At 56.2% G+C, this 26272-nt stretch carries 23 protein-coding genes; 10 read left to right on the forward strand and 13 right to left on the reverse strand.

What is annotated here, in order from left to right; translation table 11 throughout:
* Positions 1 to 61: 61 nt before the first annotated feature.
* On the reverse strand, positions 62 to 991 hold the full coding sequence (locus NLX71_RS14165; protein ID WP_254364327.1) for a serine/threonine protein kinase: 930 nt from the start codon (positions 989 to 991) through the stop codon (positions 62 to 64).
* A gap of 170 nt (positions 992 to 1161) precedes the next feature.
* Positions 1162 to 1347 carry a hypothetical protein gene (locus NLX71_RS14170; RefSeq protein WP_254364328.1) on the reverse strand — a complete coding sequence of 62 codons (186 nt, stop codon included), beginning with the start codon at positions 1345 to 1347 and terminating at the stop codon, positions 1162 to 1164.
* 184 nt (positions 1348 to 1531) lie between these two features.
* Here NLX71_RS14170 and NLX71_RS14175 point away from each other — a divergent pair, with 184 nt between their 5' ends.
* Positions 1532 to 2668, forward strand: coding sequence for a glycerate kinase (locus NLX71_RS14175; RefSeq protein ID WP_254364329.1), 1137 nt, complete (start codon positions 1532 to 1534; stop codon positions 2666 to 2668).
* Positions 2669 to 2779: 111 nt separating this feature from the next.
* Entirely contained in the window at positions 2780 to 3589 is an 810-nt protein-coding gene (gene pdxK, locus NLX71_RS14180) for a pyridoxine/pyridoxal/pyridoxamine kinase (RefSeq protein ID WP_254364330.1), read from the forward strand.
* A gap of 77 nt (positions 3590 to 3666) precedes the next feature.
* On the opposite strand, the gene NLX71_RS14185 is transcribed toward pdxK, so the two are convergent.
* A complete protein-coding gene (locus NLX71_RS14185) occupies positions 3667 to 4092 on the reverse strand; it encodes a TetR family transcriptional regulator C-terminal domain-containing protein (protein ID WP_254364331.1) in 426 nt (141 codons plus the stop codon).
* A 267-nt stretch (positions 4093 to 4359) separates the two neighbouring features.
* Between NLX71_RS14185 and NLX71_RS14190 the strand changes: the two genes are divergently transcribed.
* The 4 genes from NLX71_RS14190 (at position 4360) to NLX71_RS14205 (ending at position 9798) form a co-directional block, all read left to right on the forward strand.
* On the forward strand, positions 4360 to 5130 hold the full coding sequence (locus NLX71_RS14190) for an ANT(4')-I family aminoglycoside nucleotidyltransferase (protein ID WP_254364332.1): 771 nt from the start codon (positions 4360 to 4362) through the stop codon (positions 5128 to 5130).
* Entirely contained in the window at positions 5124 to 5453 is a 330-nt protein-coding gene (locus NLX71_RS14195) for a GNAT family N-acetyltransferase (RefSeq protein ID WP_309248953.1), read from the forward strand. The genes NLX71_RS14190 and NLX71_RS14195 overlap by 7 nt, the downstream gene beginning before the upstream one ends.
* A gap of 340 nt (positions 5454 to 5793) precedes the next feature.
* Positions 5794 to 8934 carry a GNAT family N-acetyltransferase gene (locus NLX71_RS14200; RefSeq protein WP_254364334.1) on the forward strand — a complete coding sequence of 1047 codons (3141 nt, stop codon included), beginning with the start codon at positions 5794 to 5796 and terminating at the stop codon, positions 8932 to 8934.
* A gap of 6 nt (positions 8935 to 8940) precedes the next feature.
* On the forward strand, positions 8941 to 9798 hold the full coding sequence (locus NLX71_RS14205; protein ID WP_254364335.1) for an amidohydrolase family protein: 858 nt from the start codon (positions 8941 to 8943) through the stop codon (positions 9796 to 9798).
* A 161-nt stretch (positions 9799 to 9959) separates the two neighbouring features.
* On the opposite strand, the gene NLX71_RS14210 is transcribed toward NLX71_RS14205, so the two are convergent.
* The 4 genes from NLX71_RS14210 to NLX71_RS14225 form a co-directional block, all read right to left on the reverse strand.
* On the reverse strand, positions 9960 to 11186 hold the full coding sequence (locus NLX71_RS14210; protein WP_254364336.1) for an RtcB family protein: 1227 nt from the start codon (positions 11184 to 11186) through the stop codon (positions 9960 to 9962).
* 43 nt (positions 11187 to 11229) lie between these two features.
* Positions 11230 to 11535: a hypothetical protein gene (locus NLX71_RS14215; RefSeq protein WP_254364337.1), complete on the reverse strand. Its 306-nt coding sequence runs from the start codon at positions 11533 to 11535 to the stop codon at positions 11230 to 11232.
* Positions 11536 to 12324 (reverse strand): nucleotidyltransferase domain-containing protein, encoded by a 789-nt coding sequence (locus NLX71_RS14220; protein WP_254364338.1) that lies wholly within the window; start codon positions 12322 to 12324, stop codon positions 11536 to 11538. It lies immediately after the preceding gene.
* A gap of 193 nt (positions 12325 to 12517) precedes the next feature.
* A complete protein-coding gene (locus tag NLX71_RS14225; protein WP_254364339.1) occupies positions 12518 to 14026 on the reverse strand; it encodes a TROVE domain-containing protein in 1509 nt (502 codons plus the stop codon).
* Between the two features lie 471 nt (positions 14027 to 14497).
* Here NLX71_RS14225 and NLX71_RS14230 point away from each other — a divergent pair, with 471 nt between their 5' ends.
* The 3 genes from NLX71_RS14230 to NLX71_RS14240 all read left to right on the forward strand — a co-directional run bounded on the left by NLX71_RS14230 (position 14498) and on the right by NLX71_RS14240 (position 16990).
* Complete coding sequence (locus NLX71_RS14230) at positions 14498 to 15814, forward strand: helix-turn-helix transcriptional regulator (protein WP_254364340.1); 1317 nt, start codon at positions 14498 to 14500, stop codon at positions 15812 to 15814.
* Positions 15801 to 16622 carry a WYL domain-containing protein gene (locus NLX71_RS14235; RefSeq protein ID WP_254364341.1) on the forward strand — a complete coding sequence of 274 codons (822 nt, stop codon included), beginning with the start codon at positions 15801 to 15803 and terminating at the stop codon, positions 16620 to 16622. The genes NLX71_RS14230 and NLX71_RS14235 overlap by 14 nt, the downstream gene beginning before the upstream one ends.
* A 170-nt stretch (positions 16623 to 16792) precedes the next feature.
* Entirely contained in the window at positions 16793 to 16990 is a 198-nt protein-coding gene (locus tag NLX71_RS14240) for a hypothetical protein (protein ID WP_254364343.1), read from the forward strand.
* A 135-nt stretch (positions 16991 to 17125) separates the two neighbouring features.
* Here NLX71_RS14240 and NLX71_RS14245 read toward each other — a convergent pair whose 3' ends face one another.
* The 4 genes from NLX71_RS14245 to NLX71_RS14260 form a co-directional block, all read right to left on the reverse strand.
* Positions 17126 to 18385, reverse strand: a complete 1260-nt coding sequence (locus NLX71_RS14245) for a Gfo/Idh/MocA family protein (RefSeq protein WP_254364344.1) — start codon at positions 18383 to 18385, stop codon at positions 17126 to 17128.
* A gap of 51 nt (positions 18386 to 18436) precedes the next feature.
* Complete coding sequence (locus NLX71_RS14250; protein ID WP_254364345.1) at positions 18437 to 20005, reverse strand: extracellular solute-binding protein; 1569 nt, start codon at positions 20003 to 20005, stop codon at positions 18437 to 18439.
* A gap of 69 nt (positions 20006 to 20074) precedes the next feature.
* Complete coding sequence (locus NLX71_RS14255; protein ID WP_254364347.1) at positions 20075 to 20959, reverse strand: carbohydrate ABC transporter permease; 885 nt, start codon at positions 20957 to 20959, stop codon at positions 20075 to 20077.
* Between the two features lie 51 nt (positions 20960 to 21010).
* Positions 21011 to 22000, reverse strand: a complete 990-nt coding sequence (locus NLX71_RS14260; RefSeq protein ID WP_375377926.1) for an ABC transporter permease — start codon at positions 21998 to 22000, stop codon at positions 21011 to 21013.
* Positions 22001 to 22259: 259 nt separating this feature from the next.
* Between NLX71_RS14260 and NLX71_RS14265 the strand changes: the two genes are divergently transcribed.
* Positions 22260 to 24491: a helix-turn-helix domain-containing protein gene (locus NLX71_RS14265; RefSeq protein WP_254364348.1), complete on the forward strand. Its 2232-nt coding sequence runs from the start codon at positions 22260 to 22262 to the stop codon at positions 24489 to 24491.
* A 95-nt stretch (positions 24492 to 24586) separates the two neighbouring features.
* Here the strand turns inward: NLX71_RS14265 and NLX71_RS14270 are convergent, their stop codons facing one another.
* Both NLX71_RS14270 and NLX71_RS14275 read right to left on the reverse strand, forming a co-directional pair.
* Complete coding sequence (locus NLX71_RS14270; RefSeq protein ID WP_254364349.1) at positions 24587 to 25183, reverse strand: SDR family NAD(P)-dependent oxidoreductase; 597 nt, start codon at positions 25181 to 25183, stop codon at positions 24587 to 24589.
* The gene (locus NLX71_RS14275) at positions 25146 to 26249 is read right to left on the reverse strand and encodes a Gfo/Idh/MocA family protein (RefSeq protein WP_254364351.1); all 1104 of its coding nucleotides are present in this window, start codon (positions 26247 to 26249) and stop codon (positions 25146 to 25148) included. Before NLX71_RS14275 ends, NLX71_RS14270 begins: the two co-directional genes overlap by 38 nt.
* Positions 26250 to 26272: the final 23 nt, after the last annotated feature.

Consider the following 26272-nt stretch of genomic DNA (forward strand, 5'->3'; position numbering starts at 1 on the left):
GCAGTTCCTCTAAGCGGAGGCACAGCGAGCAAATGAACCGAATAGCGCCACCGCAGCTCCGCTATTTTTCGGACGGCTCCGGACGATTCCGCCGCATCCCGGCTTTCAGGCGCATATATTCCAGCCGCAAAGCGGCCTTGAGCAGCTTCAGCGACGGACATCTTCTGCGCGGCTGAACGGCAAGCCCCCATCGGATCATCCCCGACAGCAGCAGGCCGATCTCCGGGTTCGCGGTTCTGGCGCTTTCCATGCGGTCCTCGATCAGCCGCTCGGAAACGTCCATCGGAACGCGCCCGGTGAAGCTGTAGTATAAAATCGCGGCAGCGCTGAACAGATCGGCCTTTTTCCCTTGCCGGGCCTTTTCCGAATACAGCTCCAGCGGGGAGAAGCCGGCCGTTGTAAAAATCGGACGGACGTCCGGCTCCGCGAGCGATACGGCCGAACCGAAATCCAGCAGCACCGGCCGGCCTTCTTCCGAAATCAGCACATTCCCCGGCTTCAAATCCCGGTGAATGAGGCCTTGCCGGTGTACGAAGTCCACCGTATCCAGAAACGGCAGCAGAACGTTCCGGATCAATTGCGCCGCCGAAGGCTTCACCTCCCGGATAAAGTCCACGAGCGGCTTGCCCGGGCAATAACGGGTCACCAGATAGCTCGTCCCGTTTTCTTCGAAATGGTCGATATATTCAACGATATGCCTATGCCGGAGCCGGCTTAGAATCGAGGCTTCCCTCCGGAAGGCATCGTTCAGTTCTTCAAACTTCCGGCGGCTCGAAGGACGGCGGCATAAGACCGCCTTCCCGTCCATATCTCTTAAAGCCAGACTTCCGGGATAAAATTCCTTGATCACCAGCCTCTCTTCTCCCTTGGCCGGGCATCCGCTATAAACGATGGACAGTTCGCTGGAAGCCAGCCGTTCTTCGATCCGGTAGGCGCCGCCTTTGAGCAGCGTATGCCGCCCAAGGCACACATCATCAAGATCTGGGGTCATCCAAAATTGCTCCTTCATTCCGAACATTCGCCTTACTTCGATTGAGGTACAGGCTCGCAAGCCCCTTTCCCATCTTATCACAAGGAACGAAATTGGGAACCGTTGGATTTTCCGCGTGGGCGCTTGTGATCAAACGGCCGCGAGGTTCCGCAAGCGGCAGCACTGGCTGCTTACTTCGCGAAGCCCCGAAACAAGACCTTGATTTTCTCGGCAAGGTGACGACCGCCGCCCCTCACCTCCACCGTCTCCACCAACAAAGCGACAAGCAGCTTCGACTTGCAGGCCGCAAGCGTCAGCAGCAGCGCGACAAACAGGACGCTCCATCCGGCGCCCCTCGCAACTGTTCGATGAGTCAATCTCAGCACTCCCTCTCTCTATCCACTCGTTTCCATTGTAGCCAAGCGTCGGCGGAAGGAGAACGGATAGCTTCCTGATATTTCCCTTACGAAACGCTGACCGGGACCGGCCGGAAATGTTGGATACCGCTTTTGGCGCGGTGGTATAATCGTTTTATCTAAATTACCCGCGGGGGAATGGCATATGAAAATCGTGATTGCGCCGGATTCGTTCAAAGGCTCGCTGTCCGCTCTGCAGCTGTGCAGAGCCGTAAGCTCCGGCATTCGGAGCGTTGTCCCGGATGCCGACATCGTCGAGCTTCCGGTCGCGGACGGCGGAGAAGGCACGGTAGACAGCCTTGTGCATGCTTGCGGCGGTACCCGGGTGGAAGCAGAGGTTCGCGGCCCGCTCGGAGAGTCGGTCACGGCCGTCTACGGCATCCTGAAGGACGGCACCGCCGTCGTCGAAATGGCGCAGGCGTCCGGGCTGCCGCTCGTTCCCGAATTTCGGCGCAACCCTCTTGCCACCTCCTCCTACGGGACGGGCGAGCTGATTCGGGCCGCGTTGGACCGCGGATGCCGGAAGTTCCTCATCGGGCTCGGCGGCAGCGCGACGAACGACGGCGGGGCCGGCATGCTGGAGGCGCTCGGCGTCCGATGGTACGGAGCGGACGGCGTCCCGTTGCCCTCCGGGGGCGGCGCGCTCGGCGGGCTCGCCGACTTCGACGCCTCCGGCATGGACCCGCGTCTCGCAGAATGCCGCTTCGTGGCGGCGACGGACGTCCGCAACCCGCTCTGCGGGCCGGAGGGCGCTTCCGCCGTCTTCGGCCCGCAGAAGGGCGCGACGCCGGACATGGCGCAAGCGCTGGACCGGGCGCTGCGGCAGTGGGCCGACGTCATTCGCCGGCAAACAGGCATCGACGTGCTGACGCTGCCCGGCGGCGGCGCGGCCGGCGGCATGGGGGCCGGATTGCATGCGTTCCTCGGCGCGCAGCTTCGCTCCGGCATCGACATCGTGCTGGAGAAGGCGAAGTTTGAAGCGCAGCTTCGGGACGCCGACTGGGTAATCACCGGCGAAGGCCGGCTGGACGGGCAAACGCTGTCCGGCAAAGCGATTGCCGGTATTTGCCGCAAGGCCCGGGACGCGGGAGTACCGGTGGTCGCCTTGTGCGGCAGTCTGGAGCTGCCCGCAGAGCAGCTGGACGAACTCGGACTGACGGCGGCTTTTTCCATCGTGCGCAAGCCTTGCGACTTGCAGGAAGCGGTCGGGCGCGCCGCGGAGTGGGCGAGCGAGGCGGCAGCCCAAATGATGCGCCTGCTGCAAGGCGCCAAGCGGCGATAGTCATCTTTTGGCATTTTTTGGGGAAATCCGCGAATTTTCGATTGAAATTTTGCGCCAACATGATAGGATAGGTCATAAATGCAACATCATTCATCCGGGGAGAGAAGTATAATGAGCATACCAAAAGCGTTAACCATTGCCGGCTCCGATACAAGCGGCGGCGCCGGAATTCAAGCCGATTTAAAAACGTTCCAGGAACGCGACGTCTACGGAATGACGGTTCTTACGACGGTCGTCACGATGGACCCAAACAACCAATGGCACCACGGCGTTCATCCGATCGCTTTGCCTACCGTCGAGGCCCAACTGCAAACCGTGCTTGACGGCGTAGGCGTCGATGCGCTCAAGACGGGCATGCTCGGCTCGGTCGAGCTGATCGAGCTCATTACGCATACACTCAAAGGCAAAGGGTTACAGCGTATCGTTGTGGACCCTGTGATGGTCTGCAAAGGCAACGACGAGGCGCTCCATCCCGAATCCACCGTTGCGCTGCGGGAGCTGCTCGTCCCGATCGCGGACGTCGTCACTCCGAATTTGTTCGAAGCGGCGCAGCTTGCGAACCGTCCGCCGATTCAAACGCTGGAGGACATGAAAGAAGCGGCGCAGATCATCCATGCGACAGGCGTCAAGTACGTCCTGATCAAAGGCGGGGCGAAGCTGAATCATCCGCAGGCGGTCGACTTGCTTTATGACGGAAAGGCATTCGAGCTGTACGAATCGGACAAAATTTCCACCACCTATACGCATGGAGCCGGATGCACATACTCCGCGGCCATTACGGCCGAGCTTGCCAAAGGCGCCGACGTCAAAGAAGCGGTCGGCGCCGCAAAACGCTTCATCAGCGCGGCCATCCGGCACGGCTTTCCGCTGAACGGCTTTGTCGGCCCGACCCGCCATTCGGCGCTGCGCCAGTTCGGGTAAGCCGTGAATTCATGTTTTTCCATATCAAAGAGCCTGTCTCCGAGACAGGCTCTTTATCCTTTCTGCCAGCGACAGCGTTACGGCACAAGCAAGCTGTCCAAATGCCGCGCAACGATCCCTGCAATTTCTTCCGCAAGCACGACCTCGGATGCGATGACGCCGTGTACGAGCAAACCGTCCACCAACGCGTGGAACCGCTTCGCTTCCAGCTCCGTGTCAAGCCCCGGCTTCAGCAGCTGCGACTGGGCGAGGGCTTCGAGGATGTTACGGAACACGTCCCGCAGCGAATCGTGAATTTCCCGGCTCAGCGGCCTCAATTCCGGCTCGGTCAAAGCAAAAGTCGAAAAGGCAATCCAGATTTGACTTTCCGCCAAACGGTCTTCGTCCAACGGCACGATTTGACCGATAAGCGCTTCGATATTTTCCTGGGGATCGCCGTCTTGCGGAAGCGACTGTATACGTTTTTTTATCCGTTCGGCGACCAGCCGCATGGAGAAAGCCAATAAAGCCGACGCGCTGGGCGGTCATACTGGGGATCGACTTTATATGGAGCTTCAGCTATACCTTCTGGCCGAAAAAAGCATAGCCGGATTTTGTAGAAACCTTATTCCCCTCGCGCGCGTAAGAATAAGACAATCGTACATTTTAGCCAAAAGGAGATCGATGCTCATGCCTCGCCTAAAAGTCCCCCGTTAACCCCGGGGACCGCCGCCTCCGTTCGAAGCAATGCGCGAAACAAACATTATTTTTATCAAGGAGCGTGCAAACGAATGAACGGACCACAGGCGGTAACCAAAGATGAAAGACGGGCCATTGGCCATAACATTGCTGACCGGCTTAAACAGGTATACGGCGACAAAATAAAAGCGATCGGCCTCTACGGCTCTATGGCGCGAGGCACCGACGGACCTTACTCCGACATCGAAATGCTTTGCGTTCTACGCACGGAAGACGGAGAAGAACCGATCGACTTCAGCCACGAATGGGCGGCCGGCGCCTGGAAAGCGGAGGTAAACGTGTACAGCGAGGAGGAGCTGCTGAAGTACGCGAAGACCGTCGAAGATTCATGGCCCTTATCCCACGGCGCCTTCCTTACGGCTCTGCCGCTGTACGACCCGGACGGCTTTTTCGATGACCTGATAGCGGCGGTCCAGTCGCCGGACGAAGCCGATTTCCGCGAAAGCATCCACGGCATTCTGGTCGGCGAAATGTTCGAATTCGCCGGCAAATGGCGCAATGCCAACGCCCAAGGCCCGCGGACGTACCTGCCTTATCTGGCCATGGAGACCGCGCAATACGCCGCGATGCTCATCGGGCTTCATCATCGGACGACCTACTCTACGGGAGCCAAGGTCATTCCCGAAGCAATGACCCTGCCCGACCGGCCGGAAGGCTTTGATGCGCTGGCACAGCTCGTGCTGTCCGGCGAGCTATCCGACCCGGACCGTGTCTTCCTGACGTGCGAAGCTTTCTGGAACGGCCTGCAAGCGTGGGCGGAAGAGCGTGATTATGGGTTTACCACGGAACAAATTCCATTTTAACAAAATTCAATCCATCCTATCAAACACGCGCAATTTGTCTAGACGGCAAGCCTGTTGGATTTTTTATGTGGGTTCCAAAGACAAAAGGGAAAATATCGATTTGGCGTTTTATGGTGGATCAGAACTATCAGAACAAAGGTATTGGGCGCAAAGCTTTACTGCTGGCCCTTGATGAAATTAGACAGACAGATGGATTGGAAGAAATCGAGATCTGCTACAATCCCAATAATCCTGTAGCGAAAGACTTCTACGCCAACTTTGGTTTCGTTGACGTCGGTATGGACGAAGACGGAGATGACATGTTAGCCATCATTAAAATATAACAAATCCATCATGATTTATCATTAAACCTAAAAAGAACAAGCTCACCCTAATGGGTGACTTATCGTTCTAGCCGACGGATCACTTGTCCGTCGGCTTTTTCTTTCCCACCAGTGTTCCGTTACATTCCGGGCAGAAGAATTCCGGGTCTTGAAATGTTCGAGAAGCAGGGGGCTCCCGATCCGCAGAAATGGTCCCTTCATTTCTCCTCTGCCGCCGCTTACTGCTTCGCCGCGGGAGCGATCTTCCCCTTCTTTTTTCCCGAGCCTGAAACCTTCCTCCCTTCTTGGACGTATATCCATCATCTTCTCTATTTTTTCAGTAGCCGAGGTGGAAGTTAAAATGACAACACAAGTGAACATCGTACATTACCATCCTGATTATGCGTCGAGCTTAGCCGAGATGTGGAACCGGAGCCAAGACGAATGGGGCGGAGGATCGGCCGTCCGGACAGCCGAGCAAGTTCGCCGGGACCAGGAAAACTCGGACGCCTTGGCCGTCTTTCTCGCCGTCTGCGACGATCAAGTCGTCGGATACTGCAACCTGGGCGAATACCGCGAGGATACCGGCGCACTGTACATCCCGCTGTTGAACGTACGCCCGGACTACCATGGCCTCAAAATCGGCAAAATGCTCGTGCTGCGGGCGGTGGAGGAAACGATCCGCCTGGGCTGGCCGCGTGTCGATTTGTATACTTGGGAAGCTAATATGAAGGCGGTGCCGCTGTACAAAAAATGCGGCTTTTTCTGGGAAGACCGCGAGGACTCGACGCATTTCATGAATTTCATCCCCCAAGTGGCGGCTTGCGAAGCGCTTGCCCCCTATCTTAAGGATATCGATTGGTACGCCGACTTGACGCGGACGATCGAAGTGAAGCCGGACGGCCATAAAGTGAACGGCTTCGATATATACACTTACGCATGGTCCAAAAACGGACAAACGCTTCGCGTCGATATCGAGCGCAAAGGCCGCGGCATCTGTCTCATCGAAACGGAGGACTACTTGCTTTCCGCAACCGCGGAGCAGGCCGAGCCGGTGTTCGGCAGCGAGTACGTTATCGAATACCGCATCGTGAACAAATCGGGCGCCCCGCTGAAGCTTGAGCTTCAGGGCGAACCGGACGGCAATGTCGCATTCGATTGGAAAGGCGAGTTGCAGGTGGAAGGCGAGGAACGAATCTCCGCGCGCTTCTTCGTCGGAGCCATCGAGGAAGAGCAGAGCGAATCGCGCACCTGCCCTGCCGTGCAGACGCGGGTACGAATTAACGGGCTGGAGGCGCTGCTCAAGGTTGGCATCGTGCCGAAATTTCCGGCCAGCCTGACGATGCAGGTGCCGGATGCGAGGCATGCGCTTGGCGGGGATTACGTCCTGTACCTCGATATGCAAAACCATTTCCCGGTAACGGCCTCGTTCTTCTTCGAGCTGCCGGAACAGGCTTGGCTTGCGCTCGGACAGCGGACTTTCGAAGCCCGCTTGGAAGCGAAGGAGCGTATATCTTTGGCGGTTCCGTACCGCCTGCTCGACTACGGCTTCTATCAAGCCCCGATTCAAGTCCGGGCGATTCCGGACAACGGGCCGGAGGTAACGTTCACCCGCTTTGTTGGCGGAGCCTTCGCAGGCCCCGGGGCGATGTTTACCGGAGAGACGGAAAACAACCGGGTTGCCGTAAACGGCAGCTATGAAATCGAATACGATAAGGATCAAAATGAAACAGTCCTTCAGACATGGAGCCGGAAGGGCGAACAACTCACGCTGTCGCCGCCGTCCATAGGCAAGCCGTATTCCGCCGAATTTACCGGCAAGAAGCCGGTACGTGTCGAGCCCAAAGAGGAGCGGGGAGCGGTCGGCTATCGTCTAACGTATCGTTCGGATAGTTTCCCGCAGCTGCTCATGCATCTCCATACGCTGCTTTACGCTGACGGAACGGCGAAGCTGTGGCAGGAGCTGGAAAACGACTCGAACGCTCCCGTCGTCAGCGAAATGTGGGTATCCCAGCGCTTCGAATCCGACTTGTACGGAGTCGTACTGCCTTACGACGGTCAAATCGTCGAAACGACCGACTCGCACGGCCTCGATTACGAGTACTGGGACGGCGCCAAAGTTAGCGAGCCTTGGCTCTTCGTACGCGGCGCAAGAAGCGCATACGGAATTTGCTGGTCCGGCAACCACCGGATGAGATTGGGAGAGTGGTATCTGGAGCTGGAAACTTGCTTCGGACAGCTGGAAGCCGGGGAAACGAAAACGTCGGATACGATCTTCATGTCTATGGGCGGGTTCGACGATTGGACCTCGTTCCGGGAATTTGCCCTGAAGCGCATCGGACAAGAAACGACGGCGCCGCCAATCCGTAGCGTGGAGCTGACGGCCAACGAAGGAAATCCGTTCGTGCCGCCGGATGCGGAAGAAATGCCGGTCGTGCTTCGGGATATGAAGCAGACCGTATGGGAAGGCGAGCTCTTCGCCCGCTATATGGATGCAGCCGAAACGGAGGAGCGGGTGCTTTTGTCGCCCGACGACGAGGCGACGGAAGCCCGCTTCATGCTGCCTCCGCCGGAATCCCGCTGCTGCGTGGTCCAGGTAGAAGCGCGGCTCGACGCGCATGAAGAGGCTTATCATGCCGCATTGTTCCCCGTTTCCAGCGATGAAATCAGCAGCACGACATCGACCGAAGCCGGTTATTCGGTGCTTGAGGTCGATAATGGAATCATTCGCATCTCGGCTTCGGTCGACTATTCCCCCGGGTTACGTTCGCTTTCGGTCGATGGCCGGGAATGGCTCGCTTCCGGGTTTCCCGAATACGGGGCGAAGTCGTGGTGGAATCCTTGGATCGGCGGCTTGTCGGGTCACTTCAACGAGATGGGTCCGTTATCCGTGCGCAATGAAGAGCATTCCTCCGACTTTGTCCGCCTCTCCGACGAGAAAGGCAACGTGTGGTCAGGCATTCGGGTCCGCCAATCCATCCGGAACCACGATACGTTCAAAGGGACGATCATGGACAGCTATTATTTGATGCTCCCCGGAGTGCCGGTGCTCGCTTATATGACGGACATTCATCAGAACACCGGAACGTATTTGGATAAATCGGTGCTCAGCGAGCTGTTCCTTCGTCTCGACGAGACAGGCGGCTATGGGTGGCTGCAAACCTGCGCTCCGAACGGAAAAACGCTGCGTTACCCGCTCGGAAAAGGGGAGCTCAGCGTACACGAAACGAAGGATTACGTATTCGGCCTGGATAGCCAGACCGGGGTCATGCACATCGTGACGGATGAAGAAGCCAACCGCCCTTCGGTCAACACGAACAAGGAAATCTGCTGCCTGTCGCTCACGCGGAATGTTCGCCTGCCTCACGGAAGCGTGAGCCGGTCGGCTCCGGTGTTCCTCGTATTCCCGGACACCCCGCTGCCGGCGGACAGCTTGAAGGCTTTACGAAGACTCTCCTTCCCTATTATACTTGAAGCCAATGACACGAAAAAAGGAGAGTAATACGGAATGAAAATCATTGATGCGCACATGCACTTGTCTCATATTGCTTCGTTCAAGGAAACCGCAGAAAGCCGTTCGTTCGTCGATTACTCCGTTGACGGGCTGCTGCGCGAATACGCCGAGAACGGTGTTGTGCTCGGCATCGGCATGGGGGTGACGGAGACCGCCGCCGGAGGCTTCCCCGACCGGGAAGCCCCGACGCCGATGGGACTTGATATGGTGGAGTCGTATCCGGGGCAGATCGTGTACTGCCCCGGCGTTAACCCGTTCAAGCTGGGCAACGCCGAACTGGATGCCTTGGAGCAGGCGCTGCAGCGGCCGGAGGCGGTCGGGATCAAAATTTACCTCGGCTACTATCCGTACTATGCCTATGATGACGTCTACCAGCCAGTGTACGAGCTGGCGAAGCAGTACAAGGTCCCGGTCGTCTATCATACGGGCGATACGTACTCGGAGCGCGGCCTGCTGAAATATTCGCACCCGCTGACGGTGGACGAGGTTGCCGTCGCCCACCGCGACGTCAACTTCATGATCGCCCACTTCGGAGACCCGTGGGTGCTGGACGGAGCCGAGATCGTCTACAAGAACCGCAACGTATTCGCCGATTTGTCCGGCCTGATGGTTGGCGATGCCGCGGAATGCGCGCGGCTCAAGGATTCTCCGCTCTTCTTCGCCCATTTGCGCCATGCGGTTACGTTTTGCGACCATTATGAGAAAATGCTGTTTGGCACCGACTGGCCGCTTGCCCCGGTACAGCCTTATCTGCAATTCGTGCAGGAGCTGATTCCGGAGGCGTATCACGAGCATGTCTTTTACAAAACCGCCCTGCGCGTGTTTCCGAAAATCGCTCCGTTTGTGGAGTAACGCCCCTACGCATAAACGAACAAAAAAATCCCCGCCTCGTCGATGGCAGCGACGGCGGGGATTCAAATTATATGTTAAGTAACGGGATCTTCTTTAGTATGCCCCGACAAGCTTAAGCGCACCTTAAAAAAAGCTCAAAATTCGATTAAAAATTAGCGCGGCTAGTCCTTATACGGATCGAACTCGTCCGCCCCGGCCATGCATACGCCGATCGGCTTCAGCACATGCAGCACCTCGATCGTCTCCGTATGGGCGTCCAGCACATCCTGAAGCTTCCGGTACACGAACGGGCTCTCGTCCGTTCCGGCTCCGCGAAGCTCGACGCCGAAGCTCCGCACGGCTTCCTGCATTTGCGCCTCCGAGATGAGTCCGCCCGTGCGGACGCGTGTCTTCCAGTTCATTTTGCCGGCCGCTTGCGTGCGGCTCATTATTCTTCCCGCGCCGTGCACCGTGCTGTAGAAGGCCGCACGGTTTTCCTCCGTATCTTTTCCCCGGACAATGACCGAGATATCGCCCATGCTCCCGCCAATGAATCCAAGCTGGCCGGGAGCGGACGGCGTCGCCCCTTTGCGCACGACGACCGTTTCACGGCCGCTGTGGGTCTCTTTCCACGCATAATTGTGGTGATTATGCACCTTGAATTCCGCGTCCGCTCCCAGAATCGCCAGCACCTGACGAATGACGGCGTCTCTTCCGGCGTACGCGTACCGCCCGGCCAGCTTCATGGCACGGTAATACATATCGCCAAGCTCACTGTCCAGATCGAGCAGCACCGGCGGCTGGTCCATCTTTTCCCCCGGAGCCTTGGCCATAAACTCCCGTCCCGCTGCAAGGTTCATAAACCCGCTGGCCGTCTTATGCCCGAATCCGCGGCTGCCGAAGTGATTGCCGATCCACAGCCTCCCCGTCCCCGCTTCCTCGAACAAATCGACGAAGTGATTCCCGCTGCCTACGGTCCCTAACTGGTCGCGGGCGAGCGCCTTCAGCTTATCGTGCTCCTGACGCCCGATGGCGGCATACACCGACCAGTCCGGATCGTCGAACAGCTCGTGATCCACCTTCTCGCTGTTTACGCGCCCGATGCCGAACGAAACGTTTCGTGCGATGTCGTCCATGATGCGCGCCAGCCTGGGCCGGATATCCGCTGCGAGCAGGTTCGTTCGCACCGCTTTGTTCCCGCATCCGATATCGTACCCGACGCCGGACGGCGAGATTTGTCCCTCGTAGACGATCACCCCGCCGATCGGCTGGCTGTAGCCCTTGTGGTGGTCCGCCATCAGCAGCGCCTGCACGACATTTCCGTGCTCCGCGCATGTTTTGGCTTGCGCCAAGGCGCCTGCCTCCGGGTTCCCCCAGACGCGGACGCCGTCTTTAATTTGATAAGCCATGCCGTCAGCTCCTTTTCCTGCAAAAGCTTCGCAATTCGTTCCTTTACTTGTTCATTCGGCTCGGAGGCGACCAGTTCCTGCAAAGCGCCCGCCACTTCCTCTCGATTTTGGACGGCCAACCTTCATCGCGGATGACGTTCTCGCACAGCCGCTTGCAGGCTTTGCGCAGGTCGCCGGACCAGCCTCTGCCGTACCGTTGTTCCCAACGCTGCTCGTCTCCGTTTAAAAAATCATAAATATCCGTCACAACCGACAGCTGTGCTGCGGTCACACACATCGTCTGCGAATGCCTTAGAAAATCGCCTACCGCTGACGATGCATCCTCATAGTCGTCGGTTGTCATCGTCAATCACCTGTTCTCCCACACTTCGCTAAGCACGGCACGGAACAGCCCGTCAAGCTCGCGGGCCTGTGCGCCTTCGGCGCTGTTCAAATGAACGGCCGTGCGCTCGAAATGATTCATTTTTTGTTCCAAAAACTCGTTGATGGGGTTGATCCTTGGCTCGTAGTCCATTTCGTCTCCCGCCATTTTGCGTTCCACCAGCTTGAGAATGACCTGTTTCAGCTCGCTGCCCTCCGGCACCAAGCGGTCCACCAGCACGTCGAATTCCATCGGCGGCATCGCGTGAAACCGCTCGATCCATTCGCAGGCCAGAACCGGACGAAGCACGTAAAAATATTTTTTGATTTTCACCTGCTCCCCCTGCAAGTATTCGCGGTAATTTCCCTTTGCCATATTAAGATAGTGATACATGCACGACTTCGGGGAAAAGGTCAGCGGCGACATGCTGCGGATACGCTCCGCTGCAGAAAATTTCTCGAAGTACGGGATCGGCGATTGCAGCCATTCCAGCAGCGGCGGGTTCGACTTGCGGAATAAATTCAGCGCCTTCTTCAAATCCCAGCCGTTGATATCGAGCTTGTCGCTGATTGGCCGCTCGATCACGTCCCGTTGATCAAATATGGATAAGTACCATTCGACAGGCCGGACGTACAGGAAACGGACATCGTAGTCGCTGTCCTTTGACGGGAATCCCCATGCCCGGCTGCCTGATTCGCAGGCGTACAGGATGCGCACCTGCTCCTGCCGCTCGATCTGGTAGAGTTCTTCTAATATAGGTTGACGAAAGTCGGTCATCGCGGTTCTCCTCCTTCGGATCGTGATGCTGCTATATGTAAAAAAAGCCATCGACCTCAGTGGTCCATGGCCCGATGCTCTTATAGATGGTTTTACGGCGTGTGCCGGACATGGCCGACTGGCGTAAAATGGCATCTGAATAGGACCGATGAGATGCGGAAGTCGAATCTGTGTTGTTTGTACTTCGGGATCGTTACTTTTCGGTGCCACCCAGCTCCATGGCGTCGATCTTCCCGGTCATGTCCGAGTAGCCCTGTACCGCTTGCGCAATATAGGACAGCACGGTATCGCTCCAACCGTAAATATAGAACGTGTTCCGGTCGGCAGGCGGCGCCATCGCATAGCGGTACGGCGCAATGTCGACAATGAACGCTTTGACCTGCGGGTTCACCTTGGCGCGGTATTTTGCCAGTTCGGCGTAGAACGAGCTTCCGCTGTTCTGCTGCTCATCCGTGATCATGATGATCTGATCGACCCGCTTGTTTTCATTAAACAGCTTGCGCACAGGCGCGCCGGTATCGGTTCCGCCGCGGGAACGAATGCGGTCCGCTTGCGTTAAGATGCTGTCGTGACGCGACGGCTTGGCATCCGTCACTTTCGTATCGAACAGCCAGAACAACGAGTTCCCCTGTGTCTTCTTGTACAGCGCCAAGGCGAATACGGACCCGATCTGCAAATACTCCCCCTGCATGGAACCGGAAATATCGAGGAAAATCGCCGTGTTCTCGCCGATCTCCGGCAAGTTCGCAAACGTAAGCTCCACCGCATCCCGAAGCGGGTCGCGCAGCTCCGGACGCTCTACCTCCCGGAACGCCTTGGCGAACCGGAATGGCAAAATTTTCGCTTTGCGCAGCGCCTCAGCGTTCGTCAGACGCTCCACCGCAAACGTCAGATTGGCTTTCTTCTCGAACACGCCCGCGCGATCCAGCGCGTTCAAGTGGCGCAGCAGCGCAAACGTAGGCATCTGGCGCAGCAATGCCTCCCAGACGGCCTTGGACGGCTTGATCGCCCCCGTCACCGTTTCGTACGGCAGCTTTCCGCGTTCGATGCAAGCGAGCCGCTCGGCCTCGCTTCTCGCCCGCTTCAATTGCTCCAACGCCTCCACCTGCGGGAGCATGGCGAGACTTGTCTCCTGCCCGCGCAGGTAACGGAACAGCGCCTGCTGCTTGAGATCGACCGGCTTCGGATGCGCCGTCGCGATCGCGTCGCCCAAGCTAAATCCGCGTCCCCGGCCGTTGTACTTCAGCGCCCAATATTCGGATACCCCGGACAGGAAGCGGGCAACCTGCCGTTTCACGGCCCGGCCGCCCTGCCCGCGGCCAAGTCCCCGCAGGATCGTCAGGAAGTCGGACAAATCCGAAGGAATCCGGACCACCTGGTCGAACACTCTGGCGAATACATCCGGCCGGTAAGACGACAGGATGGCCAGTCCGAACAGCGGCTGCAGCCGCATAAATCCCTCGTTGCGGGCGAACACCAGCGCTTTGGCCATAAATTGCGGATTTTGCCGCGCCATTTCGTGGTGCAGCTCCAGCGCGTCCTGCAGCAGCTCGTTTTGATCGGCGTAAAATGTATTTCCTAGCGTATTGGTCAACAGCGTCTGCACGTACTGCTCTTTGGCTGAACGCGCATAAGCGGGAAATCCGTCTTTGTTATATTTCGTCGGCAACATGGCGCCGAACATTTTTTTAGCGGAACTCATAGTTGGAACCCTCCCCGGCGCCTTGCCGTAATATGAACTTAATAAGAACGAAGCGAGGAAAAAACGAAAAGGCGCATGGCGTTTCTGACGCGCCCGGCTTTTGCCGTCAATCAGTCGAAGGAGCCCTTTCAAGCGCCTCGCTTCGGTATTCCTATTCATGAAAGATCCCCGAGGAAGTGGGTGGAAAGGTACATAACCGCTCTATCCCCTGAGCTATTCCGCCATATAGCGGAAGCCGGACTCGAACCGGCGACCTGTCGCTTAAGAGGCGAAGTAACCCTTCCAAGCGCCTCGGTGATCTTTTGGCGTAAAGCTTTTGCCTTTCGGCGTCGGCCTTACGTGTACTATCATCGCTTATTTTCGGCCCCGCGAACATGGCGAAAGTATTACGACATGAGAAAAGTTTTCCTTTTTCTCCAATTCCCTTCCCTGTTACAATAAAAGGAACTGCTACGAAAGCGGAGGTTGTCCATGGCCAGAGAAAGCTTCGATAAAGAAATCCAGTTTTTGCGCATGCTGGTGCTGACCAGCGGTGCCTACAGCCGCCAGCAATTCGCTCAGCGGCTCGGCATCTCCGTACATACCTTCGACAAGACGATCCGGCGGCTGAAGGACATCGTGAACACGGTGTACCAACAGCTCCCGCAGGAGCAGGGCAAAGAATTCGCCGAAACGCTCCGCTTCAGCTACTACGAGTCCGCCGACCCGATGCTGCTGTTCTTATACCGCGCCAAATCGCTCAAGGAATCCGAAAGCCACCGGCTGTCGCTGCTGCTCGCCGCCATGCAGGAGGAGGCCCGGACCGTCATGGAGCTGCTCGATGCGTGCTGCAGCGACCTTCCCGAGGAGCTTCCGCTGCCCGACGAGAAAACGATTCGCTCGGACCTGAAATATTTGGAGGAAGTCGGCGTTATCGTAAAAGAGCCTGGGGGACGGCCTTACCGGTACCGGGTTCACGACCGACTCGTCAAGGGCCTGACCTACGAGGAGCTGCTCGATCTCTACGATTACGTCGACATTATGGCGAATACGCAGGTGCCGTCCGTTCAAGGCTATCTGCTGCGGGATAGTGTGAAGAAGGCTTTGCAGCAAGCGGGCAACGCGGATAACGTCACCGGAGAGCCTTTTCTGTACAAGTACCATTATTACTCGCGCATTCTGGATGAAGCGCATTTGTTCACCCTGCTTGGAGCCATTCGGCAGCGCCGGAAGGTGCGGTTTCTCTATTTCTCGCCCAAGACGCGCAAAAGCTACGCTTCGAAAAATACAAACCCGCTGTTCGAACGCGAAACCGAGGGAAAAGAGGTGGTGATGCTGCCGCTCAAGGTGATCTACGATCACCAATACGGCCGGTGGTATTTGCTTGGCTCGGAGACCCAGCGGGGGATCGTGAAGTTCCGTTTGGAAGGCTTGACGCAACTGAACGAGGACGAGGACGTATCGGAAGAAACGTTCAACGACAAGCTGCGACTGTTGGAGGAAAAAACCCGCTACAGCTGGCTTATCGATACGGGGAGGCCGCTTACGGTGCGGGTGCGGTTTTTCAGCCCGGAGGCCCCGCAGCCCAATTTCGTCAAGGAGCGCGTGCTGCTCCAAGGGCAATGGGGTCACATTACGAAGGAAGAAGAAGCTTCCTTTATCTATGAAATTAAGGTCCATGGGACAGGCGAGATCAAGCCTTGGCTGCGGAGCTTCGGCTCCAGCTGCGAGGTACTTGAGCCGGAGCACCTGCGCCGGGAGTTAATTGAAGAGTGGAAGGAGATCGAAGCGTATTATGAATCCGTTTGAGAAAATTTTTAATTACCAGGTCATGTCGCGCCTGCACGAAACGGGCACGCTCGCCGTCACCTCCCATGAGCGGACATGGCTTAAGGCGATGCTGGAGCACCCGGCGTCCGGAGAAGCTTTTACTCCCGAGACATTGAAGAAGCTGCAAAGCACGCTCGAAGGCGACCTTGCGCTGGATATGAAGGAAGGCTTCTGGGAAAAGGCCAAAAGCAAGGATCAGCAGGTATACCATCCGCTTCTGCGCCCCTTGCGGCGAATCATGCTGCGGAAGAGCGGCATTCTCATGAACCACCGGATCAGAGACGGACGGATGTTCGAGGAGCAGCCGGGCTTTCCGTTCAAGCTGGAATATTCGATGGTCAAACGGGAGTGGTACTTGATCTGGTATCATCTCCGCTATCGGACGCTGATGAATACGAAGCTGCAGCATATCGTGGAGCTTGCGGAACAGCCGGTTTCCGGGGAGGAAGCTACTGCTGTCGAAGCGGACATCAACCGCATGCTGGAGAGCCGGAAGGAATCGGCGGTCATCGAGGTGGTGCGCCGGTATAACAGCGAGCTGTCCCGCATCCTGTACGCCTTCTCGTGCTTCGAGAAGCAGATCGGGTACGATGAAGCGGCAGACAGCTACACGATCCGGCTGACGTTCCTTGGGGACGAGAGCGAATATATTTTGTCCAAGCTACGCTTTCTCGGCATGCGGGTCCGGGTGGTCGAAGGCGACAAGCTCAAGCGGCGCATGCGGGAATCGGCGGCCAAGGCGCTGAGCCGATACGGGGTAACGGAGGAGCCGCAGGTTGTTCTGTGAGCGGCGGAAACCTTCGCAAAACCAATAGAGGAACCCAGATGCGCTAAGATACTTCCAATAGTCCCATTCCGAAAATTAGAGGAACTCAGGTGCGCAATCCCCCCGTATTGACGGCATAATCCGGTGAATCCGGCATCATTCGCCTGAATAGCACCAAAAGGAGGTGTCCTATGTACGCGGTTTATTGGCCTAATGTGATTTTGTTCGCCCTACTTTTCCTGGCCTTTCCGATCTATGTCGTTTACCGGCTGCAAACGATCTCCCGCAAGCTATCCCGTATCGAACAGCAGCTTCTCGACCAGAAGCGGGCGGAGATCAAGGCGGAGAACGCCCGCATCGCAAAATCGCAAGAGCCCCCCACCGCCTAAAGGCAGCAGCCCTTAAGCGATAGGGAGCTCTCTCGCGTAGCATACATAGCTTTCGCTGCGGTCCGTTCCGCCAGAAAGCGCTCTTTCAACGCACGATGATCGGGCGTCCGCTCGCATAAGCTCAAGGCCGACGACTTAGGTCGCCGCTACAACCTGCTTGTAATAATCGTCGATGAGAACGGCCTTGCCGCCGTTCAAGCGGGACTCTTCCGCCGCGAACGCCATCAAGTGGCTGCGCACGGAGGCGCTGGCCGAGGTCAGGCTTTCCCCGCCGGCGTTGTTCCGCACCTCGCGCAGGAAGCTGCGCACAATGCCGCTGTCTCCGCCGCCGTGGCCGCTCACCTGCGGCGGGATTTCGATCTCCGTCTTCTGGTGCGTCAAAAAATCCATCAACGTAATGCTGCTCTCTTCCCCGCGAAGCTCGCCGAGCGTGCCCATAATCTGGATGCGGCGCTCTTGCTCCCGCGTAAAGCCGCACATGCTGAACATCGCCGTAGCTCCGCTCGCGAATTCCATGTTGACCACCTGATGATCGACTACATTGTTGTCGCACTTGTAGACGCAGCGGCCGTACGGTGACTCGCGCAGGCCCTTCACGATATTTTCCCGCGTCAGCTCCTCCGTATAATGCCGCGCCCATGCCTTGCCTTCGCCCAGATAGAACCGGGGAGCGGAGTAAGGACATTCCGCCTCCACCGCGCACCCGTCGATACAGTAATCCGTCGATCCGGCAGGCGCATTCCCCGAATGAAAATGCATCAGCGAACCGAACGAGCTGACCTTCTCGCACGGCTGGTCCATCAGCCATGACAGCACATCCATGTCATGACACGATTTTGCCAGAATCATCGGACTGGATTTGTCCGAGTTGTTCCAGTTGCCGCGAACGAAGCTGTGCGCGATATGCCAATAGCCGACATTTTCGTTCAGTTGAATCGACACGACCTCACCGATGCGGCCTTCGTCGATGATCTTTTTCAAGGTGGCCCAGAACGGTGTGTAGCGCAGCACATGGCAGATCGTCAGCAGCCGGTCGTTCGCCAAGGCCCTCCGTTCCATCTCCACGCACTCACGCGGGTCCGGCGACATCGGCTTTTCGAGCAGCACGTGGTATTTCAGATCCAGCGCCTGCAGCGTCGGTTCATAGTGCATCCGGTCCTGGGTGCAGATCATCGCGATATCGGCCATCTGCGGACGGCTGAGCAGCTCCTCCCACGTCTCGAAGCAGTTTTCCCGGGAAATACCGTGCTCGGCTGCGAACTTGTTCCGGCGCTCGGCGTTAGGCTCGGCGACGGCTACGAACTTCAATTCATGCGGACAATCGAGCGCGTACCGCGCATAGCCGCCGGCCCCTCTCGCTCCGGCTCCGATCAAGACGGCTGTCATTGGTTTCATGCTCTCGGGCTCCTTTTTCCGAATATCGTACTCGCTTGCCGGGCTTAAGCCTTACTGCCAGCCGACCTTGGCGTTGTTGTCCTTCACCAGCTTATTCACTTCGTCGACGACTTCCTTGCCGCCTTTTGCCATAAACTCGTCTATCATCTTATCCCAATCCGAAAACGGCCGCTGGCCGACGATCATTTTCGTTTTCTCGTCATTTAGGAACTGGGATAGCTCAGTCCATTTCGTGTTGTACAGCGGCGATTGAACGCCCATCACAGGGCTGAGATAAATTTTGGACGTCTTGAGATAGGCGACCACCGATTCGTTAAACTGCCTTTCGAGCGGCGACTTCGAGCCTTTGATGAACACTTCCAGGTCTTGGTCGTTCGGCGCCCAGCCTTCGGTGTGGATATATGCGCTCGGCGCGACATTGGAACGGTTTTCCTTAACTGGAATCGGTACACCGTCTTCCATTTTGTAGCCTTTGCCTTCTTTGCCGTTCAGCCAATCGTACTTCTCATTCTTCGCATTGCGCTGGTCCGCCGGTGTGAATTCGCGGAAATAGTCCATGATTTCGAGAATGCGCTGCACTTTCTCCGGATCGTTCTTCAGCTTGGCGCTCAGCAGATACATTTTGTAGTACCCGGCCAGCGAGCGGATACCCTGCGTGCCGTCCGGCGCTTTGAAGGCCGGAAGTGGCGCAAGCACCGCATTCGGCGCGTTCTCGGCCAGCGTCTTGTAGTTGATCAGATTGCCGCCCGGCTCCTCGTACCAGATCCCGACTTTTCCGGCGTTGAATGCCTTGAACACGTCGTTGTAATTCGTGACGGCCCAGTCTTTCTTGATCGCGCCTTCCTTGTACAGGTCCGCCAAGAATTTGACGACCTCCTTGCTGCCTTCGCCGAAGTCGGGGATGTACTGTCCGTTCTTGTCCTTTTCGTACCAAGCGCCGTAATACGGGCTGAACGTCGGGCTGTAGTAAATGTTTTTGGCCAACCCGAGGCCGATCGTGTCGGCCTTGCCGTTGCCGTCTGGGTCCTGCTTAGTAAACGCGATAGCGACTTTTTTCAGCTCTTCGTAATTCGTCGGCATCGCCAGCCCCAGCTTATCGAGCCAATCCTTGCGGATGACCGGCTTTTTGCCTCCCTTGGCGTTGAAGAAATAAGGAACCGCGTATACTTTGCCGCTCACCTTGAGCATATCCCAGACGTTGGAAGGCACCGGCTTGAATGAGTTGTATTTGTCGAGATAGTCGTTCAGCGGGAGAAAAGCGCCCTGCTTCGCCCATTTCATATAATTGGCGTCCACCAGTTCCATGCCGATCACGTCCGGAATATCGCCGGAGGCCATCGTCACGCTGAGCTTCTCGTCATACGTATCCCAAGGCACATACTGCGGCTTGAAGTCGACGTTGAACTTCTCGTTGATCGCTTTGACCGCTTCGCTGTCCGGCCCCGGCACCGGATTTTCCCACGTGCCGGAGAACCAGGTGATCGTAATCTTTTTATTTTTGGCATCCGCGCTGCCTTTGCCGGCGTCCGCCGCACCCGAGTTCGCTCCTCCGGAGCAAGCTGTCATACTGCCCGCTACGGCGAGCGAAAGCAGAACGGAAACAGACCGTTTTATTGTCATGGCTGCATATCCTCCTTAAGGTGTAATGCTATGGTACATCAGTCAAACCGATTCTCCAACCCCCTGCTTCTAGCCTTTGACCGAGCCCAACATCACCCCTTTCGCAAAATGCTTTTGCAGAAACGGATACAGCACGAGAATCGGGATCGTCGATACCAGAATCGCCGCCATGCCGATCGTTTCCGCAGGCGGAACCTGCAGCCCCCGGGCCGCCTGCACCCCTTCGGACAAAATATTGCCCGCCTGGCTCAAAATCACGATCTGACGCAGCATAACCTGCACCGTCCATTTGGCCGGATCGTTCAAATAAAGCAGCGCCGAGAAATACGTGTTCCAATGGGCCACGGCGGAGAACAGCCCGAAGGCCGCCAGCGCCGGCTTGGACAGCGGAAGAATGATACGGGCGTAAATTTGCAGGTCGTTGGCCCCGTCGATCAGGGCCGACTCCGTCAGCTCTTGCGGAATATTGAGAAAAAACTGCCGCATGACGATCAGATTGTACGAGTTGATGGCGACGGGGAGAATTAACGCCCAATACGAGTTGATCAGGCCAGTGGCGCTGACGATCATATACGTCGGGATAATGCCCGCCCCGAAAACGAACGTGAACAGGACGAGGAACAGAAACAACCGTTTGCCGAGAATGTTGCGCGATAAAGCGTAAGCCATCATCGAAGTCAGCAGCAGGTTGACGAACGTGCCCACGACGGTGACGAAGACGGTCACTCCAAGCGAGCGCACGAACGAATCCGATTGAAAAATATAGGCGTACGCATCGAGCACAAAGCTTGTCGGAACGAGCAGCAGCTCGGTCTTCACGTACTCCGTGTAGGAAGTAAACGACACGATAGTCATATAGTAGAACGGGAACAGCATCAGCAGCGCGATGATCACGAGAAGCGCCCCGTTGACGGCCCCGAACGCTTTTTCCTGCCATGTGCGATTACGAATCATAGCGTTGTTTGCACCTCCGTATCTTGCTTTATGCCACAGCCGCGGGTAAGATTAGAACACGCCTTCTTCGCCGAAGCGTTTAGCCAGACGGTTCGCCCCGATAATAAGGAGCAGACCTACGAGCGATTTGAACAAACCGACCGCGGTGGCGAAGCTGTAGTCGGATTCGGTCAGTCCTTTGACGTACACATACGTGTCGAGCACGTCGCCCACCGATTTGTTGAATGGGTTGAGCATCAGGAAAATCTGTTCAAAGCCCGAATCGAGCACGCTGCCGAGCCGCAATATTAGCAAAATCACAATCGTGCCGCGAATCGCAGGCAGCGTAATATGCCAGATTTGCCGCCAGCGGTTCGCTCCGTCGATGACGGCCGCTTCGTACTGGCTCGGGTCTACGGCGGCCAACGCCGCGAGGAAGAGGATCGTGCCCCAGCCGGATTCCTTCCAGATCACTTCGAGCACGACGAGTGGCATGAACCAGCCCGGCTCCTGAAGGAAGGCAACGGGTTCGATGCCGAACAATACGTGCAGCAGCTTGTTCACCAGGCCTTCGGACTGGAGGAACACCGTCACCATGCCGATCACGACGACCCAAGAAATGAAGTGCGGCAGGTAAACGATCGATTGAATGAGGCGCTTGAACCATTCGCGGCGCACCTCGTTGAGCATCACAGCGAGCACGATCGGGACCGGAAAGGCGAAGGCGATTTGCAGCAAGGACAAGTACAGTGTATTCCAGAGCACCCGCAAAACTTCCTTGTCCTCGAAGATGCGCTCAAAGTGCTTCAGTCCGACCCACTCGCTGTCCCAGAACCCTTGAAATGCGCTATAATCTTGAAAAGCCATCATATTTCCGGCCATGGGCAAGTACTTGTATACGATAAAGTACACCAGGCCCGGGAACAGCAGCAGATACAAGTAACGCTCTTTCCACATCCGGGACAACAGCAGTTGCCGACGCGAGCTGCCGGACACGGACTCCGCTGCAATACGGGAAGGGTTCGGATCGGGCGATGAATTGGCTGTGAATTCCGTTTCCATAAGAAAACTCCTTTCTCGGTTTCATTGGGACTAGCGGCAGGTTCGCACCCATTATCTTGGAACCGCTTCCAGTCTATTTGAGACTTAAGGGCCGCCCCCATCCCGGGGCTGTAATGTTATAATATAGTGAGACATCGTCGCCGAAAACCGTCGCTATTGCCGTTTTATCACGGTTTTCGGGATTTCCGTAAATCCGTGAAGCATTCGAAAAACAGACCTATTTGCATCTGAACCGCCGCACGAAGGGAGTAAACCGCCTTTGCCAAGCATCCTCCGCATCAAAATGAAAGCGCGTTCCGTCTTTTTTAAGCTGCTGCTCAGCTTTCTCGGGGTGATCGTTCTTTTGGTCATCTTCGAGCTCTTGACCTATGGAGTTTTCCGGCAAAGCCTCCGCGATGAAATCATCAAATACAATACGGTCAACCTGACAAATACGACGAACGATTACGAGAAGCATTTCGAGCTGCTGGAGAAAACGATGCTCAATTTGTACCTGAACCCGCGGCTGCAGGAGCTGAATAGCAAGCCGTATCTCGATTACGTGGCGGCCAACAAGGTGACGGACTATCTCAGCAATACCGTATCGAATCAGGCGCTGTACTTGAACAATTTGTTCATCTATGACGTCAAGCATTCGCTGATGCTGGAGAAATCGCGAGGCGCGAGCCCCGAATCCATGTTCACCGAATATTATGTCAATCCCGTTTACACCTACACGTTCTGGAAAAAGCAATTCGAGGAGGGCGGCCCGATGACGATCTATCCGGCCGCTTCCTACCTGCGGAACGACTCGCCGGGCGATACAACCGGTCCGGTCTGGCCTATGCTGGTCAAAAGCCGGTTTTATCCGGATTTCATGATGCTGGCTTTTGTCGATGCCGACCGTATGTTTCAAGCGTTCCACCGCTCGGTCAACGACAACTTTTACGTCTTGGACGCCAGCGGCCGTCTGCTGTTCGCTTCGGGCTCCGGAGCCGATAAGCCCCTGCCTGCTCTGCCTCCGGGACAAGATTGGGTGAAGACGGATAACCAGTACTTCTTCTACACCACCGGACCGAAAACCGGATTCACCTATGTGAATCTCGTGCCGGACGGCCATATTTCGTCCCAATTGATCAAGCTGAATCTGACCTTCGTCGCCGTCCTGCTCGTCGCCATCGCCGCAAGCGTCACGGTGTCCGTCTTGTTCACCGTCCGGTTCAACAACCCGGTTCAACGCATCGTCGATTCGATCAAAAGCTTGAACGAGCAGGACACCGTGCCCCGGCACGACAACGAATTCGAGCTCATTCGCGGCAATATCGGCTTTTTGCTCCAGCAGCGGCATTTGCGGCATCAGGATCTGGAGGAGAAGCATGCGCTGCTGCGCTATCACAGCTATATGAACAAGCTGAAAAAAATCCGCGGGCTGCCGGTCGCCAGTGCGGAGCAGCTAAGCGAACAGAAGCCGTTCCGGGTCGTTCTGTTCCATCTCTCGTTCAATCACCCGTTTCACACGGAAATTCAAGCGGAAGAGGAACGCGCCGCGTCATACATTCGCGAATACATTAACCATGTCGTCACGAAAGAGCTGGAAGGGTCGCTCACGTTCCAAATCGAGCGAAATCAGATTTTATCGATCGTCCATCCGGCGCCGGGAGAGGAAGACCGCCTGCGCATGACGCTGGACGGCATCGTCGGCGTGCTGAGCACGGACAAAGCCTACTGCTTCCTCACCATTGCCGTCAGTCCGCTGCATGTGCATACCGCAAGCCTGACCGACGCCTACGAAGAGGCGCTGGGGATGATCCGTCACCGGCCGTTCGACGACGAAACGGTCGTGCTTGAAGCGCACAACGTCCCGAAGGAGCCGTTCGTCGTGCCCGATGCGCTGATGCAGGAGATTAAAGCGAATTTGCAGGCGGGGAACTCCGCGAATGTTCTGCAGGCGCTGCGGCGACTCATGGCGCAGATGGAGAAAAGAAAGGCCGATGCGCTCGCCTTCCACGAGTTTGCCCGCGAAATCACGCATAAAACGACCCGATTGCTGCATGGCATGGGGCTGGACAGCGGAACATTAACGGACTTGGAGCCGGAGCTGCTTCATACCGTCTCCAAGCTGGAACGTTATTTCGAAGCGATGATTGGCGAAGCCTGTCGGCGCATCAACAATAAAAAAGAATCGGCCGACCCGATTATTACCGGTGCGACCGTTTATGTGACGGAGCGATATACGGAGGATATTACGCTGGACCTTGTCGCCTCTTGGCTCAACATTACGGGGGGCTACTTGTCCACTTATTTTAAAGAAAAAACGGGCATCAACTTCCTCGATTTCGTGAACGACGTGCGCATCGGCAAAGCGAAGGAGCTGCTGCGGCAGACCGATCTGCGCATTCAGGATATCGCCGGGCGGGTAGGCTATCAGAACATGAACTCGTTCAACCGGATGTTCAAGAAGATTACCGGTGTTACGCCGAGCGAGTACCGGCGGTCGGGGACGCAGGTGTAAGCGAGCCGGGGGTCCAATTTTTCCATCGCGCCGTGAAATCTGCATCGAATCAACATAAAAGAGCCGTTTTATCGGCTCTTGAACACAATTGTTTATTACCACTCTACTTGCCTAAAATCCTTTAAAAATACACCGGTCAATGGTCTTTCTACGTCTTTTCCTTCATATATTGGATCGCAGATTCTAGCGGCAGCATCATCAAAATCCAAGGGTAACTGAATCTTCCGATCATTTTTCACCTGATCCGGGAACTGGTTTGAGACCCAACCGGGATCTACACTGGTAATGAAAATTCGATGTTTCTTATACTCTTTGGACATGGTCAGGGTCATCATGTTGAGGGAAGCTTTTGCCATGTTGGTGTGGACGTGGTAACCGCCCTTTCTTTTCATATTAAATCTGCCTTCTGATGCGGATACATTTACGATAAAACGATTCCGGTGCGGACTTCTTAACATCGCATCTTTCAACTTTGTATTTATCAAAAACGGAGCAGTGACGTTGATTAGCTGTACTTCGAGCATTTCAACATTTTCCGCCGCAGCGCCATAAAAAGCAGCCAGAGCCGACAGAACTTGTAGAAAAGTTCTGTCGGCTCTGGCTTTAGTTTGTGCAGCTGCATTTTTTCTTATTGAAGTCCCCGAAACAAGAAGTTTAACGATCCAATCCGTTCCTCGGCTGATCGAGTGCAAGCGGCTCCGTTCTGTCACACGAACTTTGCAGTTCGTAGTGCCTTCCTTCGTCAGAAGAAATATAAAATCCGTTTATCGCCTCAAGCACATGGTAGGCGAGTTGACCGTTTGCGCGGTGCCTTCTCCCGTTCCGGATCGCATAGGCCATATCCATGGCTCCCAAGCCGCGGCTATTCGCCGTAAACCCATGTGTCAACGGAACTTCCGTAAACTCGGTCTGATCGTGGCGCTTTACAAGTACGGGGCCATCGAACGTGTTGGGATCAGGCACAATCATTGACCCTGTCGTCCCGTGAACTTCAATGGAAGGCGTCTTCGTTCCCCAAACATCAAAGCTCGTAACAATTGTGCCGACCGCCCCGTTGCGGAATTCGATCAACCCAGCGATATGGGTCGGCGTGGTAACCGGAAACTTGCGGCCGTAGCCCCCCTCGGTCATCACCGAACGTTCTGCGAACGTCGTACGTGTAAGTCCCGACACTTTCTTGATCGGCCCGATCAGATGAACTAGAGCCGTCAAATAATACGGACCCATATCAAACATCGGTCCCGCGCCCTTCTGATACAAAAATTCCGGATTCGGATGAAAACTTTCGGGACCGTGGTACATCAAAAAGGCAGTCGCTGCAATCGGTTCGCCGATCCAGCCGTCCTCAATCAGCTTGCGGCTTGATTGCAGTCCGCCTCCCAGGAAAGTGTCCGGAGCCGAGCCCACAAGCAGCCCCTTCTCCTGGGCCAAGGAGAGAATCTTTTTCCCATCCTCCAATTCGATCGCCAGTGGCTTTTCCCCGTACACATGTTTTCCAGCTGCCAATGCACGCAGATGGAGCTGTGCATGGGTAGTTGGAGTGGTTAAGATAATGACCATCTCAATCTCAGGATCGTCCAGTAATTCGTCTACCGAATAGACCTTGGGAATTTGGTACCTTTCTGCCTGAGCTTTTGCTCTATCTGCATCTAAATCCGCGCAAGCGACAATATCGAGGATGTCAAATTTCTGTTTCGCCTCGAAATAAATCGAACTGATGTTGCCGCAACCGATAATGCCTGCTTTTACTTTATTCATGGCATCGTTTCCCTTCCTGTCGA

Source organism: Paenibacillus sp. MZ04-78.2, assembly GCF_024213375.1.
Classification (GTDB): Bacteria; Bacillota; Bacilli; order Paenibacillales; family NBRC-103111; genus Paenibacillus_G.